This is a genomic window from Pseudomonas baltica (genome assembly GCF_031880315.1).
In the GTDB taxonomy this organism is placed as follows: Bacteria; Pseudomonadota; Gammaproteobacteria; order Pseudomonadales; family Pseudomonadaceae; genus Aquipseudomonas.
Genome location: NZ_CP134771.1, coordinates 2342829 through 2359515, shown reverse-complemented (window position 1 = coordinate 2359515; position 16687 = coordinate 2342829). Strand labels below are relative to the sequence as shown.

The following is a 16687-nucleotide window of genomic DNA, read 5'->3' as shown; positions in this document are numbered from 1 at the left end:
GGACCATACCTGGTTAGTGGTGCCCTGCCTCAAGGGCATCGTTCGGCGGCTACTTCGCGGCGCAGCACCGTTCAGGTCCTGCGTTGACTGGCTCCCACACAGGTGACCGAGTATGGATGATCAAGGACGCAGCACTTCCTCCACCCAGCCAATCCTTTATGTGCTCGATACCAACGTACTGATTCACGATCCCAACGCGCTGCTCAACTTCGAAGAACACCACGTCGCCATCCCGATGACCGTTCTGGAGGAACTCGACAAGCTTAAAAGCGGCAAGCATTCCGTGGCTGCCGAATGTCGTCAGGCCATTCGCCTGATCGACAAGACCCTCGGTGAAGCTTCCCCTGCGGACGTCGAAAAGGGCGTGCCGATCCAGCGCGGCAAGGGTGACCCCAAGGGGTTCCTGTCGATCCTCATGAACAAGCGTGCCGAACCGGACAGCCTGCTGCCCGAGCACCTTAACGACAACATCATCATCAACCAGTTGATCGACCTGCATGCCGCACAGCCGCAGCTCAGCGTGATCCTGGTCACCAAAGACATCAACATGCGCCTCAAGGCCCGGGCGTGCGGGATCGAGGCCGAAGATTACAGTACCGATCAACTGGTCGACGACGTGTCCTTGCTGTCGCGCGGCTATCACACCCTCACCGGATCGTTCTGGGATCGTGTCGCCAAGGTCGACACCCGCCAGGACCACGGCCGTACCTGGCACCGTGTACAGCTCACCGAAATGCTGCCAGCGGTCCACATGAACGAGTTCATCATCGACGAGCAAGGCTTCGTCGGCTGGGTCAAGGGCGTCAAGCCGGACGAGCTGCTCATCCTCGACATGCACCAGGAACCTTTGCTGCACCAGGAAGCCTGGGGCCTCAAGCCGCGTGATATCTACCAGGGCCTGGCGCTGTTCGCCTTGCTCGATCCGGATATCCATCTGGTCAACCTGTCGGGCGCAGCCGGCTCGGGTAAAACCATCCTGGCGCTGGCGGCGGCGATCGAACAGACCATGGTCACCAAGCGCTATCGGCGCATCATCGCCACGCGCAGCGTGCAGGGCCTGGACCAGGAAATCGGCTTTCTGCCGGGCACCGAAGCGGAAAAAATGGAGCCTTGGCTGGGGGCCATCACCGACAACCTCGAAGCCTTGCACATGGATGACGAGAACACCCATGGCAGCGTCGATTACATCCTCAGCAAAGTGCCGTTGCAGTTCAAATCGCTCAACTACATCCGTGGCCGCAGCTTCCAGCAAAGTTTGATTCTGATCGATGAGTGCCAGAACCTCACGCCGCACCAGATGAAAACCATCATCACCCGTGCCGGCAGCGGTTCCAAGGTGATCTGCCTGGGCAACCTGGCGCAGATCGACACGCCTTACCTGTCCGCCACCAGCTCGGGCCTTACCTATCTGACGGAGCGCTTCAAGGATTTCCCGCAAGGCGTGCATATCACCCTGCAAGGGGTACCGCGCTCGATTCTGGCCGAATACGCCGAGTCGCATCTGTAACGAGCCTGGCTCGCCTGTGAGGGTGAGTTGGATGGCCTCTTCGCGAGCAAGCTTTGCTCCCACGGGTGTACGCCTGTGGGAGCAAGGCTTGCCCGCGAAGTCGGCATTCGATCCGGCGCTATCTTACGATTCGCATCGACTTGGCATCGGGGGTAAAATCCCCCGACTTGCCCAGGAATACTCATTGTGCTCACTCATCTCGACGCCCAAGGCCGTGCCAACATGGTCGATGTCACGGATAAAGCCGTGACCCATCGCGAGGCCGTGGCCCAGGCCTTCATTCGTATGCTGCCGCAGACCCTGCAGATGATCGTCGACGGCGGCCACCCCAAAGGCGACGTCTTTGCGGTCGCGCGTATCGCTGGCATTCAGGCGGCGAAAAAAACTTCCGATCTGATCCCGTTGTGCCATCCGCTGATGCTGTCCAGCGTCAAGGTCGAGCTCAGTGCCGAAGGCAGCGACCGAGTGCGGGTGGTGGCGCGCTGCAAGTTGTCCGGGCAGACCGGGGTCGAAATGGAAGCGCTGACGGCCGCCAGTGTCGCCGCGCTGACGATCTACGACATGTGCAAGGCGGTGGACCGCGCCATGGTCATCGAGCAGGTCCAGTTGCTGGAAAAAGTCGGTGGCAAGAGCGGGCATTTCCAGGCGGATCCGCTGTGAGCATCAAGGTGCTGTATTTCGCCCGTTACCGTGAAGCGCTGGGGCTGGGGGAGGAGGTCGTCGAGGGCGACTTTGCCACGGTCGGTGCTTTGCGCGAGCATTTGCTTGGCCGGGGCGATCGCACGCTGTTGGGCGAGCGCACTCTCATGTGCGCGCGCAATGAAGAGCTGTGCGGGCTAGGGGAGCCGCTGACACCCGGCGATGAAGTGGCGTTTTTCCCTACCGTCACAGGGGGCTGAGATGGCGATCAGGGTGCAGAGTGCCGTGTTCGATCCCGGAGCCGAGCTCAACGCGTTGCACGCCGCCAATACGGGCGTGGGCGCCGTCGTCGGCTTCGTGGGCTATGTGCGTGACTTCAACGATGGCCTGGATGTGCGCGGGATGTTCCTCGAGCACTACCCCGGGATGACTGAAAAGGCCTTGGCGAAGATCGTCGTCGAAGCCGAGCAGCGCTGGCCGCTGCTCAGGGTAGAGGTGTTGCATCGGATCGGGGCACTGGCGCCGGGTGAGCCTATCGTCTTCGTCGGTGTCGCCAGCGCGCACCGGCAGGCGGCGTTCGAGGCGTGCGACTTTGTGATGGACTATCTCAAGACCCGCGCCGCGTTCTGGAAGAAGGAAGACACCGCCGATGGCCCGCGTTGGGTCGAGGGGCGGGACAGCGACAAGGCTGCGGCCAGGCGCTGGGACTGACCGCCCGTGTAGCGAGGGGCTTGCCCCCGACGCTGTATCAGGCCCGTCGCTACAGGTTGGAATCAGGCGTCTGCGGCGGGCGTTGCGGGGCGCTTGCGCTCCACCGGCACGAGCAACTCGGCCGGCGGCGTTTCGCAGCTGATCTTGTGTCCCAGCAGCGCCTCGATGGACGGTAGCTGGTAGGAGTCGTCTTCTCCGGCAAAGCTGATCGACACGCCGCTGGCGCCCGCCCGACCAGTACGACCGATACGGTGCACGTAGTCATCCGGGACTTCCGGCAGGGTGAAGTTGATCACATGGCTGATGCCGTCGATGTGAATACCGCGGCCTGCCACGTCGGTGGCCACCAATACACTGATGCGGCCTTCGCGGAAGTTTTCCAGGGTCTTGATGCGTTTGTGTTGCGGCACATCCCCCGACAGCTGCGCGGCATTGACGCCGTCGCGTACCAGTTTCTCTTCGATACGGCGCACTTCGTCCTTGCGGTTGGCGAAGACGATTACCCGTTCCCAGTTGTTCTGGGTCACCAGGTTGTACAGCAGGCGGTACTTGTCGGCCCCGGCCACGGCATAGACATGCTGCTCGACGGTGTCGCTTGCGACGTTCTCGGGCTCGATCTCGACGATGGCAGGGTCAGTGGTCCATTGCTTGGCCAGGTTCATCACGTCTTCGGTGAAGGTGGCCGAGAACAGCAAGGTCTGGCGTTCGGCCTTGGGCGGTGTCTGGCGGATGATCTGGCGGACTTGCGGAATGAAACCCATGTCTAGCATGCGATCGGCTTCGTCCAGCACCATGACCTCGACCATGTCCAGGTGCACTTCACCACGCTGGTTGAAGTCGAGCAGGCGGCCCGGGGTGGCCACGAGGATGTCGCAGTGGCGCGCTTCGAGCAGCTTGAGCTGCTTGTCGAACTCCATGCCACCGACGAACGTCATGACGTTGAGGCCGGTGTACTTGGTCAGGTCGGCCGCGTCTTTGGCGATCTGGACCACCAGTTCACGGGTGGGGGCGATGATCAGTGCTCGCGGCTCGCCCATGTAGCGTTCCTTGGGCGGGGGCGTCTGCTGCAGCTGAGTGATGATCGAGATCAAAAAGGCGGCGGTCTTGCCGGTGCCGGTCTGGGCGCGGCCGATGGCATCCTTGCCCTTGAGCGTAAAGCCAAGCACCTGCGCCTGAATCGGCGTGCAGTAAGGGAAGCCGAGGTCATGGATGGCATGCATCAGGTCGGCTGACAACGGGAAATCGTGAAAGCGGGTCTTGCCCTCTTGCGGCTCGACGGCGAAATCTTCCAGCTTCCAGGTGCTGGCCGCAGGTTTCGGCTGGCGTCGAGGGCGCTGCGCTTGGCGCGGCGCGTGGTCCGTCAGCAACGGGCTGGCGCGCACCACGTTGCTCTCTATCACGCTGCTCTCGATTACCGACGCGCTGACATCCCGGTGCCCGGCGGTCGGCAGCGCCGTCTCGGGCGCGGCGGCGACGTTCAGCTCGGCCGTGGTTTTGGGCACGTTCTCGGCGGGCTGATCAAGGGCAACGGGGGAGCGGGTGGAAGCAGTCGTTACGGGGGCGAGCGGCTCAGCCTCGCTTTTACCGAACATTTTCTTGAGTGCTTTGAGCACGGTCTTCTCATCGGTTGGTTAAGGAATGTACGCCGGGCAGTGTAATGCAAGAATCGGGCTCGGCGTAGTGGCTGGCGCATTGCGCTACAGCCACCGGGGCCATTGCTGCGATGCGGTACGGCGATTCAGCCTAACCGCGCGGCCAACCAGGCAGCGATGTCCTTGATTTCTTTGGGTAACACTTCATGGCCCATTGGGTATTCGTGCCAGGTAACGGTGACGTTCTGGTCTTTTAGCCAGTCATGCGCCGTGCGGCCCATTGAATAGGGCACTACAGTGTCCTGTGTGCCGTGCAGGCAAAGCGCCGGAATGGCCCGTTGGCTGTCGGCCACTTTGCCGTCGGCGGCGAAGGTCGGTGCGTAGGTCGAGAGGGCGATGACGCCGCCGAGTGCCTGCTGTGCTTTCACGAAGGCCGTGTGATAGACCACGGCGCCACCCTGGGAAAAACCGGCAAGGAAAATCCGCTGGGGCTGGATGCCTGCCTGAATCTGATCTTCAATCAAGTCCAGGACGTGCTGCGCAGAGCCTTCCAGCTCGTCCTCATCAATGGCGCGGCTGCCGGGGCTCATGGCCTTGATGTCGTACCAGCTGGGCATTTCATAGCCGCCATTGACGGTCACTGCACGGGTCGGTGCCTGGGGCAGGATGAAACGCGTGGTGGTCAGGCTGACCATCAGCATCTGAGCGACCGGCTCGAAATCGAACCGATCGGCGCCCAGGCCGTGGAGCCATATGACACAGGCATCGGCGGTGATCAGGTGTTTGGGTTGCAGGATAAGTGGCTCGGTCATGACTGCTCCTAATTGGTGCGAACGGCATTTTTGAGTGCATTAGAAAAGTGCGTTCGGTATCGATTTGAAATGTTGACGTGTCAATTTGAAAAGAGAATGTCGCAAGGCTACAAGTTTTGCGCTTGACGCGCACTTAAACGCTTCGGCTCTCAACTATGGTATGCCGTTTGCTACACAACCCCTGAATGAGGGCGCGCTCCCCGTTGGTAACACCCGGCGGTAGAAGCCGCAGGGGGACGCATAACCCGTCATGCAGATGTTCTACCTTTGTCTGACGGATGGTTGCGAATGGCCGCTCACACAGAGTACCTGCGCTTCGGTCCGGCAAACGATAGGAATGGTGAGTTTCAACCCGGCACGTAGTTTACGCGTTTCGGATTTTAATCTTGCTGGTTGCGGCGCTCGACCCAAAAAAAAGCCAGCACCGGTCGATTTCGCCTCATAAAGGTGCGGCGCAACTCAAGCTCAGACACAACAAGAGCACATTGGAGGTTTTGAATGAAGATGTTGAAATCCACCCTGGCCGTACTGACCGCTGCAACCGCCCTCGGCGTTGCCAGCTTCGCTCAGGCAGGGACTACCCTTGATGCAATCCAGAAGAAAGGCTTCATCCAGTGCGGTGTCAGTGATGGCTTGCCTGGTTTCTCGGTAGCGGATTCGACCGGCAAGATCAACGGCATCGACGCCGACGTCTGCCGCGCAGTGGCCGCCGCTGTATTTGGCGATGCCACCAAGGTCAAGTTCAGCCAGCTGAACGCCAAGGAGCGCTTCACCGCTCTGCAATCCGGCGAAATCGACGTGCTGTCGCGTAACACCACCTGGACCAGCTCCCGTGACGCAGGCATGGGCCTGGTGTTCGCGGGCGTGACCTACTACGACGGCGTCGGCTTCCTGGTGAACAAGAAGCTGGGTGTCAAGAGCGCCAAAGAGCTGGACGGCGCGACCATCTGCATTCAGGCCGGTACCACTACCGAACTGAACGTGGCTGACTACTTCCGCGGCAACAAACTCAAATATACCCCGATCACTTTCGACACCTCCGATGAAAGCGCCAAGTCGCTGGAAAGCGGCCGTTGCGACGTGCTGACTTCCGACAAATCGCAGCTTTACGCACAGCGCAGCAAGCTGGGCTCGCCGCAGGACTACGTGGTTCTGCCGGAAACCATCTCCAAGGAGCCCCTGGGCCCTGTGGTTCGTCGTGGCGACGAAGACTGGATGGCGATCGTCAAGTGGACCCTGTTCGCCATGCTGAACGCTGAAGAAGCGGGCGTCACCTCGAAGAACGTCGAGGAAGAAGCCAAGTCGACCAAGAACCCGGACGTGGGTCGTCTGCTGGGTGCTGACGGCGAATACGGCAAAGACTTGAAGCTGCGCAAGGACTGGGTCGTGCAGATCGTCAAGCAGGTCGGCAACTACGGTGAAGTGTTCGAGCGCAACCTCGGCAAGAGCACTCCGCTGGCCATCGACCGCGGTCAGAATGCCTTGTGGAACAACGGCGGTATCCAGTACGCACCTCCAGTGCGCTGATCGGCTGAACGCCCGGTAGCTTGAAGGCTACCGGGCGTTGCTCGTTTCATTTCTCCTGGGGCATTCAATGCAAAATCAAATCGGCGCACCCAAAGGGTTTTCCCTGACCGATCCACGTGTGCGTGCGTGGCTATTCCAGATCATCACGGTGCTCGCGGTGATCTCGCTGGGCTGGTTTCTGTTCGACAACACACAAACCAACCTGCAACACCGAGGCATCACCTCGGGCTTTGGCTTCCTGCAGAACAGTGCCGGTTTCGGTATTGCTCAACATCTCATCGACTACAAAGAATCGGACAGTTACGCACGGGTCTTCCTGATCGGGCTGTTGAACACTTTGCTGGTCACCTTCATCGGCATCATCCTGGCGACCTTGCTGGGTTTCGTGCTCGGTGTGGCGCGGTTGTCCAAGAACTGGATGATCAACAAGCTGGCGACGGTCTACATCGAAATCTTCCGTAATATCCCGCCGCTGTTGCAGATCCTGTTCTGGTATTTCGCGGTCTTCCTGACCCTGCCGGGGCCGCGTGCAGCGCATAGCATCCTGGGGTATTTCTTCGTCAGCAGCCGCGGCCTGAACATGCCGGCGGCGATTCCTGCTGCGGGTGTATGGCCCTTCGTGATCGCCGTGGTCATCGCCATCGTCGCGATCGTGGTGATGTCGAAATGGGCCACCAAGCGCTTCGAAGAAACCGGCGTGCCGTTTCACAAGTTCTGGACCGGTCTGGCCTTGATCATCGTGATCCCCGCGCTGAGCACGCTGATCTTCGGCGTGCCGTTGCACTGGGAGCTCGCCCAGCTGCAAGGTTTCAACTTCGTGGGTGGCTGGGTGATGATCCCCGAGCTGCTGGCGTTGACCTTGGCGCTGACGGTATATACCGCGGCCTTCATCGCCGAGATCGTGCGTTCGGGTATCAAGTCGGTCAGCCATGGCCAGACCGAAGCCGCGCACTCGCTGGGGCTGCGCAATGGTCCGACGCTGCGCAAGGTCATCATTCCGCAGGCGCTGCGGGTGATCATCCCGCCGCTGACCAGCCAGTACCTCAACCTGGCGAAGAACTCGTCGCTGGCCGCCGGTATCGGTTACCCGGAAATGGTCTCGCTGTTCGCCGGTACGGTGCTCAACCAGACCGGTCAGGCGATCGAAGTGATTGCCATCACCATGAGCGTCTACCTGGCCATCAGTATCAGCATTTCCTTGCTGATGAACTGGTACAACAAGCGCATTGCGCTGATCGAACGGTGAGGATGCGCCCATGAGCACTCATAATTTCAAACCTGACATGCCGCCACCGGGCAAGGTCTTCGGGCCGATGGCCTGGATGCGCAACAACCTGTTCGATGGCTGGTTCAATACGCTGCTGACATTGGTCGCGGTGTACCTGATCTACCTGATCATCCCGCCGCTGCTCGAGTGGGCGATCTTCAAGGCCAGCTGGGTCGGTACGACCCAGGCCGATTGCAACAAGGAAGGCGCGTGCTGGGTGTTCATCATCCAGCGCTTCGGTCAGTTCATGTACGGCTACTACCCGGCGGAATTCCGCTGGCGCGTCGACCTGACCGTGGTGCTGGCAATCATCGGCGTGGTGCCGCTGTTCATCGCCAAGGTGCCGAAGAAGGGCTACTACGGGCTGGGCTTCATCATCCTGTACCCGATCATCGCGTACTTTCTGTTGCACGGCGGCGCGTTCGGTCTCGAGAACGTCGCGACCAGCCAATGGGGCGGCCTGATGCTGACCCTGGTGATCGCCGTGGTCGGTATCGCCGGCGCCTTGCCGCTGGGCATTCTGCTGGCGCTGGGCCGTCGTTCGAACATGCCGGCGGTGAAGGTGGTGTGCGTGACCTTCATCGAGTTCTGGCGTGGCGTACCGTTGATCACCGTGCTGTTCATGTCTTCGGTGATGCTGCCGCTGTTCCTGCCTGAAGGCATGAACTTCGACAAACTGCTGCGGGCACTGATCGGTGTGATCCTGTTCCAGTCGGCCTACGTTGCCGAAGTGGTTCGTGGTGGCATGCAGGCCATTCCCAAGGGGCAGTACGAAGCCGCGGCCGCCATGGCGCTGGGCTACTGGCGCACCATGGGCCTGGTGATCCTGCCGCAAGCCCTGAAGATGGTGATCCCGGGGTTGGTCAACACCCTGATCGCGCTGTTCAAGGATACGAGCCTGGTGATCATCATCGGCCTGTTCGACCTGCTCAACAGCGTCAAGCAAGCGTCCGCCGACCCTAAATGGTTGGGCATGGCGACCGAGGGCTATGTATTCGCCGCCCTGGTCTTCTGGATTTTCTGTTTCGGTATGTCCCGCTACTCCCAGTATCTGGAGCGCAAGCTGGACACTGGCCACAAGCGTTAGGAGTTATCCCATGAGCGAAGCGATCAAACAGCCAGCGGGCGCCCCGGGCATCATCCAGATGCAAGGCGTCAACAAGTGGTACGGCCAGTTCCACGTACTGAAAGACATCAACCTCAATGTGCAACAGGGTGAGCGGATCGTGCTGTGCGGGCCTTCGGGCTCGGGCAAGTCGACCACCATCCGTTGCCTCAATCGTCTGGAAGAACACCAGAAGGGCACCATCATCGTCGACGGCGTCGAGCTCACCAACGATCTCAAGCAGATCGAGTCGGTGCGTCGTGAAGTCGGCATGGTGTTCCAGCACTTCAACCTGTTCCCGCACCTGACCATTCTGCAGAACTGCACCTTGGCGCCGATGTGGGTGCGCAAGATGCCCAAGCGCCAGGCTGAAGAAATCGCCATGCACTACCTGCAGCGCGTACGGATTCCGGAGCAGGCCCACAAGTTTCCGGGGCAGCTGTCCGGCGGCCAGCAGCAGCGTGTGGCGATTGCCCGAGCACTGTGCATGAAGCCCAAGATCATGCTGTTCGACGAGCCGACTTCGGCACTCGATCCGGAGATGGTCAAAGAGGTACTGGACACCATGATCGGCCTGGCCGAAGACGGCATGACCATGCTCTGCGTGACCCACGAAATGGGCTTCGCGCGCACCGTGGCCAACCGGGTGATCTTTATGGACAAGGGCGAAATCGTCGAACAGGCAGCGCCTAACGACTTCTTCGATAACCCGCAGAGTGACCGTACGCGGATGTTCCTCAGCCAGATCCTGCATTGATTGGTTGAAGCGCATCGTCATGATAAGCCCGGGCTCAGGTCCGGGTTTTTTTCGGCCCGTTAAAACAGCTCGGGTTGACCGGGCAGGGTGCAACTGCCACAGTTGATTGCTAGCCATTCTTGCGAGCCCCCCATGTCGATCCAACCCCAGCAGGCCGCCTCGGTCCCCGAGCCTGTGTCGATAACGACCACTGAAGGCACTTTGCCTGCCACTGCATCTACTATTGCTTCTGAACCTGTCACGACTCCTGGGTCTACTCCCGTGGAAGCGAGCTCTGCCTGCGAAACCCTCCCTGCAAACCCGATAATTTCCCCCCGCTGGCTGCTCTTGCTCGGCTTGGTGCTGGTCGCCCTCAACCTGCGTCCGGCGCTGTCGAGCATGGCGCCGTTGCTGGGCGAAGTGTCTGCCGCCTTGGGGCTGTCTGGCACCCAGGCGGGTTTGCTGACCACTCTACCCGTGCTGTGCCTGGGCCTGTTCGCGCCGCTGGCGCCGTTGCTGGCCCGGCGTCTAGGCAGCGAGCGAGTGGTGCTGTTGATCCTGCTGGTACTGGCGGCGGGCATCGGTTTGCGCAGCCACTTTGGCGTGGCCGGGCTATTCGCCGGCAGCCTGGTGGCCGGGGCCAGTATTGGGATCATCGGCGTGTTGCTGCCGGGTATCGTCAAACGCGACTTCGCCCGGCAGGCCGGGATGATGACCGGCGTCTACACAATGGCCCTGTGCCTGGGGGCGGCGTTGGCGGCAGGCAGCAGTGTACCGATCAGCAAGGTGCTTGGCGGGCATTGGCAGTTGGGGCTGGGTTTCTGGCTGCTGCCGGCGCTGTTGGCGGCGGTGGTGTGGTGGCCGCAGACGCGTACTCTGCATGCCTCGCACCAGGTCGCCTATCGGGTGAGCGGGCTGTTGAAGGATCCGCTGGCCTGGCAGGTGACGCTATTCATGGGCCTGCAATCCTCGCTGGCCTATATCGTCTTTGGCTGGCTGCCGTCGATTCTGGTGGGCCGTGGCCTGTCGGCTGAGGATGCCGGGCTGGTGATGTCCGGGTCGATCATCGTGCAATTGGCCAGTGCGCTGACGGCGCCGTGGTTCGGCACCCGCGGTCGGGATCAGCGGTTGGCGATCGTGGTGGTGATGGCGCTGTCCATGGCCGGCCTTTTCGGTTGCCTGTATGCGCCGCTAGGCGGTTTGTGGGGCTGGGCGGTGGTGCTGGGATTGGGGCAAGGCGGGGTGTTCGCTCTGGCGCTGACCTTGATCGTGCTGCGATCTCGTGATGCCCATGTGGCGGCCAATCTGTCGAGCATGGCGCAAGGCGTGGGCTATACCATCGCGTCCTTGGGGCCGTTCGCGGTGGGCCTGGTGCATGACATGACCGGCGGCTGGAGCTCGGTCGGGTGGGTGTTCGCGTTTATCGGTATCGCGGCGACGATCGCTGGCATGGGCGCCGGGCGGGCTTTGCAGGTGAATGTGAGCAGCGAGCGGGTGTGATTCTACGGTTGATTGGGTGTTGAAGTTGCTGGCCTCTTCGCGAGCAAGCTTTGCTCCTACAGGTGCAGGACTCAAGATCTGCTCGCACTGTGCAAGCAAGGTTGCGTGTTCGGCCGCGAAGAGCCCGGTGATATCGACACAAATAATATGGCAATCCCTGCGCCGCACCTGCTAAAACTCCCTGCACAATAATTAATGGACACCCCTGATGAGCGAAGCCCTGATCCGCGAATTCTATACGGCGTTCAGCCGCCTCGATGCCGAGGCCATGTGCGCCTGCTACAGCAAGGATGTGCTGTTCAGCGATCCGGCTTTCGGTACCTTGCGCGGCGACGATGCCAGGGACATGTGGCGCCTGTTGGCGTCCCGCGCCCAGCAGTTTTCCTTGAGCTTCGATCAGGTCCGCGGCGATGAGCGCGCGGGCGCGGCCCATTGGGTGGCGACGTACCTGTTCAGCCAGACCGGCCGCACGGTGGTCAACGATATCCAGGCGCGCTTCGTGTTTCGCGACGGCAAGATCAGCGAGCATCACGATCAGTTCGACTTCTGGCGCTGGTCGCGTCAGGCGCTGGGAACCCCGGGGCTGTTGCTGGGTTGGACGCCGATGTTGCACCGCAAGGTCAACCAGCAGGCGCTCAAGGGGCTGCGCAGCTTCCAGGCCGGGCGCGCGGGCACTGCGCTCTGATATCCTTCGCGGTATGACTGATCCGATCTGCGCGGCGTTGGCTGCGCCCTCTCCCAAACCCTGGGCCGTGTATCTGGTACGCGCGGCCAACGGTGCCCTGTATTGCGGCATCAGTGACGACCCGCAACGCCGCTTCGCCAAGCATCAAACTGGTAAGGGCGCACGGTTCTTCGCCTCCAGCCCGGCGGTGGCGCTGGTGTACGTCGAAGTGTGGCCCGACAAGGGCGAGGCGTTGCGCCAGGAGCGGCTGATCAAGCGCCTGCGCAAGAGTGCCAAGGAGGCCCTGGTGGCGGCCTACAGTATTGATCCCGATGGCCCCTTCGCGGGCAAGCCCAGCTCCCACAGGGGGACGACCCCAGAGCCGGTTCCACTGTGGGAGCAAGGCTTGCCCGCGAAGAGGCCGGAACAGCCGGTAAATACGCCAGACTGAGCTCGTATCCAATCCCATGGGTAGGCCGATGCTCCACACGCGGGTAAGCTGAGGAAACAACTTCCAACAGCGGACCGCTGCCCATGTCAGAGCTCATCCTCCACCATTACCCCGCTTCGCCTTTCGCTGAAAAGGCCCGCCTGATGCTCGGCTTCAAGGGTTTGTCCTGGCGTTCGGTGGTGATCCCGCCGATGCTGCCCAAGCCCGATCTGATGCCGTTGACCGGTGGCTATCGCAAGACGCCGGTGCTGCAGGTCGGCGCCGACATCTACTGCGACACGGCGCTCATCGCCCGCCGCCTGGAGCAGGAAAAGGCCCAGCCCGCGCTGTTCCCGGTAGGTCAGGAGATGATCACCGCGACTTTCTCGGCCTGGCTCGATTCGTTCGCGTTCGCCAACTGTGTGGCCCTGATATTCCAGCCGGAGTCGGCGGCACTGCGGTTTGCGCGCTTCTCGCCTGAAGCCCGGCAGGCGTTTATCGAGGACCGCATGAAGCTGTTTTCCGGCGGCACGGCGGTGCGCGTCGCCGTGGAACAGGCCAAGCAGCAGTGGCCGGTGATCATGGCGCGCTTGGAGCAGCAGTTACAGCGCGAGGCCGGCGACTACTTGTTCGGCGAGCCGAGCATCGCGGACTTCTCCATGGCGCACCTGTGCTGGTTCCTCAAGGGCACCCCGGTCACCGCACCGCTGGTCGACGCCTATCCGGCCGTGAGCGCCTGGTTCGCGCGGGTTCAGGGCTTCGGGCATGGCGCATCGAGCGAGCTGAGCGCCGAGCAGGCCCTGGATATCGCGCGGGACGCGACGCCGGCGCCATTGCCTGCCGAGCCGTTCGATGACCCTAACGGCTTGCAGGCTGGCGATCTGGTGACGATCGCGGCGGTTGATTACGGTGTCGATGGGGTGGAAGGGGAACTGGTGTATGCGGGCGGTGAGGAATTTATCCTCAAGCGCCAGGATGATCGCGTTGGCACGGTGCATGTGCACTTTCCGCGGCTGGGCTTTCGCGTCGAGAAGCGCTGAAATCTGCGTCGCTTGATCCGGCCTCTTCGCGGGCAAGCCTTGCTCCCACAGGTGTAGGGCTCAGGAGCGGTTAACACTGTGGGAGCAAAGCTTGCTCGCGAAGACGGCAGTCAGGCCGCCGCTTATGTCAGTCTTTGCGCCGCTTGAGCTGATCGGTCAACTGCGTCGGCAGCCCCTTGATGATCAGCGTGCCGGCTTCCTCGTCATATTCGATCTTGGAGCCCAGCAGGTGCGCTTCGAAACTGATCGACAGCCCCTCTGCACGGCCGGTGAAGCGCCGAAACTGATTGAGCGTACGCTTGTCTGCCGGGATCTCCGGGGACAGCCCGTAGTCCTTGTTGCGGATGTGATCGTAGAAGGCCCGCGGACGCTCCTCGTCGATCAGCCCGGAAAGCTCTTCCAGGGCCATCGGTTCGCCCATTTTCGATTGGCTGCTGGCGTAATCCACCAGGGCCTGGGTTTTCTCTCGGGCGTCTTCCTCGGGCAGGTCCTCGCTCTCGACGAAATCGCTGAAGGCCTTGAGCAGGGTGCGGGTTTCGCCTGGCCCGTCGACGCCTTCCTGGCAGCCGATGAAGTCGCGGAAGTACTCCGACACCTTTTTGCCGTTCTTGCCTTTGATGAACGAGATGTACTGCTTGGACTGCTTGTTGTTCTGCCATTCGGACAGATTGACCCGTGCCGCCAGGTGCAGTTGCCCCAGGTCCAGGTGCCGCGAAGGGGTGACGTCGAGCGCGTCGTTCACGGCAACGCCTTCACTGTGGTGCAGCAGGGCGATGGCCAGGTAGTCGGTCATGCCTTGCTGGTAGTGGGCAAAGACCACGTGGCCGCCGGTGGAGAGGTTGGATTCCTCCATCAGTTTTTGCAGGTGCTCGACGGCGGTGCGGGTGAACCCGGTGAAGTCCTTGTCGCTGTCGAGGTATTCCTTGAGCCAGCCGCTGAATGGATGCGCGCCGGATTCAGCGTGGAAAAATCCCCAGGCCTTGCCCTGCTTGGCGTTATAGCTTTCGTTAAGATCGGCGAGCATGTGCTCGATGGCTTGCGAGGCCTGCAGCTCGGTGTCGCGGGCATGGAGCACAGCGGGGCTGCCGTCGGGTTTCTTGTCGATCAGGTGGACGATGCAATGACGGATCGGCATAGGCTTCTCGGCTGATGAAAAGGGTGCCAGCGTAGCGGGGCGGGCGCTCGCTGCAAAGTCGCCAAGTGTAGCGCAATGGGGGGCGGGACGGTCCATGACAGCCCGGAATAGGGCCCGGAGCGACACTTTTGGATGTTTTTTGGCCAAATGATCAATAAACCTGACTATTTGCGCCATCAGTGGCGGATATTTATCCGTTGCTGTGCTAGTTTTGCCCGGTCTTGCGCCCTGTTCGGTATCGAACATCGACTGAGCGGCGCGCATCACTCGCAGCTAACTGCTGTCAGGTCGAACCAAACGCCGATTTGCGTATCTACAGTTGCGATTGGCGTGGCATCAATACCCTTGCCAGGCCCCTGCCGGGTCTGGTCCGACGACCGACATTGCACACTGCAATCCAAATGAATTTGATAGGGAAGGAACACCACCATGGCATTAACCAAAGACCAACTGATCGCCGACATTGCTGAAGCCATCGACGCGCCTAAAACCACCGCGCGCAATGCTCTCGAGCAACTGGGCCAAATCGTTGCTGATCAGTTGGAAAATGGCAGCGAGATCACTCTGCCTGGTATCGGCAAACTGAAAATCACCGAGCGTCCAGCTCGCACTGGCCGCAACCCTTCGACTGGCGCTGCCATCGAAATCGCTGCCAAGAAAGTCGTCAAGTTCGTGCCAGCCAAAGTGCTGACCGACTCTGTTAACAAGTAATTGTAAACAGGCTTTCAGAGACCGCGCCGTGGGGTGACCCCGGCGCGGTTTTTTATGGTCTGGTGAAAAGATCAAAAGCTTCGCGGGCAAGCCTTGCTCCCACAGGCGCACGACTCTGGATCGGCAAAACCCTGTGGGACCACCCTTGCTCCACAGGCGTACGACTCTGGATCGGCAAAACCCTGTGGGAGCCACCCTTGCTCCCACAGGCGCACGACTCTGGATCGGCAAAACCCTGTGGGAGCCACCCTTGCTCCCACAGGCGTACGACTCTGGATCGGCAAAACCCTGTGGGAGCGAGGCTTGCCCGCGAAGAGGCCGGCAAGACTGGCAAATCACTTCGTCTGAAACGTCCAGGCGATAAACCGGCTCTGCTTCTGCCCCTGACCCATCTCGACGACTTTGCTGTTCACCGCCCCGACTTTTTTCAACGCCGCTTGAATGCCCGGCAGGTTGGTGGCCTTCGACACCAGCGTGCTGAACCAGCGCACTTGTTGGCCGAACGCCGCGCTCTCGGTCACCAGTTGGCTGGTAAAGCGAATCTCGCCGCCCTCGCACCACAGCTCGTTGTTCTGCCCGCCAAAATTAAGCACCGGCAGTTTGCGCTTCGGATCGGCCTTGCCCAGCGCCCGCCACTTGCGTTCGCTGCCTTTGGTAGCCTCGGCCAGGGAGGCGTGGAAGGGCGGATTGCACATCGTCAGGTCAAAGCGTTCGTCAGGCTGGATAAGGCCCTTGAGGATATGCCTGGGGTCGGCCTGGCGCAGGCTGATGGCTTTTTCCAGGCCGTTGGCCTTGACGATCGCCTTGGCTGAGGCCAGCGCCACAGCGTCGATATCGGAGCCGACAAACTGCCAGCGGTAATCGCTGTAGCCCAGCAGCGGATAGATCACGTTCGCGCCCACGCCGATATCCAGCACGCGCACGGCATTGCCGCGCGGGATTTCGCCGCCTTGTTCAGCGGCCAACAGATCCGCCAGGCAGTGCAGATAGTCGGCCCGGCCGGGAATCGGCGGGCACAGGTAGCCTTCGGGAATGTCCCAGTGCTGGATGCCATACAGTGCCCGCAGCAGGGCGCGGTTGAACACCTTGACCGCCGCCGGGTTGGCGAAGTCGATGCTTTCCTTGCCATAGGGATTGATGATCATGAACGCCGCCAGCTCGGGGCTGCTTTTGATCAGTTTGGGGAAGTCGTAGCGGCCCTGGTGGCGGTTGCGCGGGTGCAGGGTGGGTTTGGCGGGAGGGGCAGTCATGGAGAGGTCCGGTGTCTGGGTGGACCTCTTCGCGGGCAAGCCTTGCTCCTTCCTGTGGGAG

General features: G+C 61.3%; 16 protein-coding genes and 1 pseudogene. 13 read left to right on the top strand and 4 right to left on the bottom strand.

Going from position 1 to position 16687, the window contains the following annotated elements; genetic code table 11:
- The first annotated feature begins 112 nt into the window (after positions 1–112).
- From REH34_RS10365 to moaE, 4 genes are all read left to right on the top strand, one after another.
- Positions 113–1507: a PhoH family protein gene (locus REH34_RS10365; RefSeq protein WP_226503012.1), complete on the top strand. Its 1395-nt coding sequence runs from the start codon at positions 113–115 to the stop codon at positions 1505–1507.
- A 186-nt stretch (positions 1508–1693) separates the two neighbouring features.
- A complete protein-coding gene (gene moaC / locus REH34_RS10360) occupies positions 1694–2167 on the top strand; it encodes a cyclic pyranopterin monophosphate synthase MoaC (RefSeq protein ID WP_311971579.1) in 474 nt (157 codons plus the stop codon).
- Positions 2164–2406 (top strand): MoaD/ThiS family protein, encoded by a 243-nt coding sequence (locus REH34_RS10355; RefSeq protein ID WP_226503014.1) that lies wholly within the window; start codon positions 2164–2166, stop codon positions 2404–2406. The genes moaC and REH34_RS10355 overlap by 4 nt, the downstream gene beginning before the upstream one ends.
- A gap of 1 nt (position 2407) precedes the next feature.
- Positions 2408–2857, top strand: a complete 450-nt coding sequence (moaE, locus tag REH34_RS10350) for a molybdopterin synthase catalytic subunit MoaE (RefSeq protein ID WP_311971578.1) — start codon at positions 2408–2410, stop codon at positions 2855–2857.
- Between the two features lie 62 nt (positions 2858–2919).
- Here moaE and rhlB read toward each other — a convergent pair whose 3' ends face one another.
- Together rhlB and REH34_RS10340 are read right to left on the bottom strand one after the other, a co-directional pair.
- A complete protein-coding gene (gene rhlB, locus REH34_RS10345) occupies positions 2920–4449 on the bottom strand; it encodes an ATP-dependent RNA helicase RhlB (RefSeq protein WP_311972068.1) in 1530 nt (509 codons plus the stop codon).
- 146 nt (positions 4450–4595) lie between these two features.
- On the bottom strand, positions 4596–5261 hold the full coding sequence (locus tag REH34_RS10340) for an alpha/beta fold hydrolase (RefSeq protein WP_311971577.1): 666 nt from the start codon (positions 5259–5261) through the stop codon (positions 4596–4598).
- 498 nt (positions 5262–5759) lie between these two features.
- On the opposite strand from REH34_RS10340, the gene REH34_RS10335 reads away from it, so the two are divergent.
- The 8 genes and pseudogenes from REH34_RS10335 (at position 5760) to REH34_RS10300 (ending at position 13530) form a co-directional block, all read left to right on the top strand.
- Complete coding sequence (locus REH34_RS10335) at positions 5760–6788, top strand: amino acid ABC transporter substrate-binding protein (RefSeq protein ID WP_226503018.1); 1029 nt, start codon at positions 5760–5762, stop codon at positions 6786–6788.
- Between the two features lie 67 nt (positions 6789–6855).
- Positions 6856–8034 carry an amino acid ABC transporter permease gene (locus tag REH34_RS10330; RefSeq protein WP_226503019.1) on the top strand — a complete coding sequence of 393 codons (1179 nt, stop codon included), beginning with the start codon at positions 6856–6858 and terminating at the stop codon, positions 8032–8034.
- Between the two features lie 10 nt (positions 8035–8044).
- Positions 8045–9142 (top strand): amino acid ABC transporter permease, encoded by a 1098-nt coding sequence (locus REH34_RS10325; RefSeq protein WP_226503020.1) that lies wholly within the window; start codon positions 8045–8047, stop codon positions 9140–9142.
- A gap of 10 nt (positions 9143–9152) precedes the next feature.
- Positions 9153–9917: an amino acid ABC transporter ATP-binding protein gene (locus REH34_RS10320; protein WP_226503021.1), complete on the top strand. Its 765-nt coding sequence runs from the start codon at positions 9153–9155 to the stop codon at positions 9915–9917.
- A 261-nt stretch (positions 9918–10178) separates the two neighbouring features.
- Positions 10179–11396 (top strand): CynX/NimT family MFS transporter, encoded by a 1218-nt coding sequence (locus REH34_RS10315; RefSeq protein WP_311971576.1) that lies wholly within the window; start codon positions 10179–10181, stop codon positions 11394–11396.
- A 208-nt stretch (positions 11397–11604) separates the two neighbouring features.
- Complete coding sequence (locus REH34_RS10310) at positions 11605–12081, top strand: nuclear transport factor 2 family protein (RefSeq protein WP_226503023.1); 477 nt, start codon at positions 11605–11607, stop codon at positions 12079–12081.
- A 13-nt stretch (positions 12082–12094) separates the two neighbouring features.
- Positions 12095–12379: pseudogene (locus tag REH34_RS10305) on the top strand (GIY-YIG nuclease family protein); the annotation flags it as partial.
- A gap of 215 nt (positions 12380–12594) precedes the next feature.
- Positions 12595–13530, top strand: a complete 936-nt coding sequence (locus tag REH34_RS10300; protein ID WP_311971575.1) for a glutathione S-transferase family protein — start codon at positions 12595–12597, stop codon at positions 13528–13530.
- Between the two features lie 127 nt (positions 13531–13657).
- Here the strand turns inward: REH34_RS10300 and yejK are convergent, their stop codons facing one another.
- On the bottom strand, positions 13658–14665 hold the full coding sequence (gene yejK / locus REH34_RS10295; RefSeq protein WP_311971574.1) for a nucleoid-associated protein YejK: 1008 nt from the start codon (positions 14663–14665) through the stop codon (positions 13658–13660).
- 429 nt (positions 14666–15094) lie between these two features.
- Here yejK and REH34_RS10290 point away from each other — a divergent pair, with 429 nt between their 5' ends.
- Entirely contained in the window at positions 15095–15376 is a 282-nt protein-coding gene (locus REH34_RS10290) for an HU family DNA-binding protein (RefSeq protein WP_226503026.1), read from the top strand.
- A gap of 335 nt (positions 15377–15711) precedes the next feature.
- Here REH34_RS10290 and rlmF read toward each other — a convergent pair whose 3' ends face one another.
- The gene (rlmF, locus tag REH34_RS10285; protein WP_311971573.1) at positions 15712–16626 is read right to left on the bottom strand and encodes a 23S rRNA (adenine(1618)-N(6))-methyltransferase RlmF; all 915 of its coding nucleotides are present in this window, start codon (positions 16624–16626) and stop codon (positions 15712–15714) included.
- Between the last annotated feature and the right edge of the window lie 61 nt (positions 16627–16687).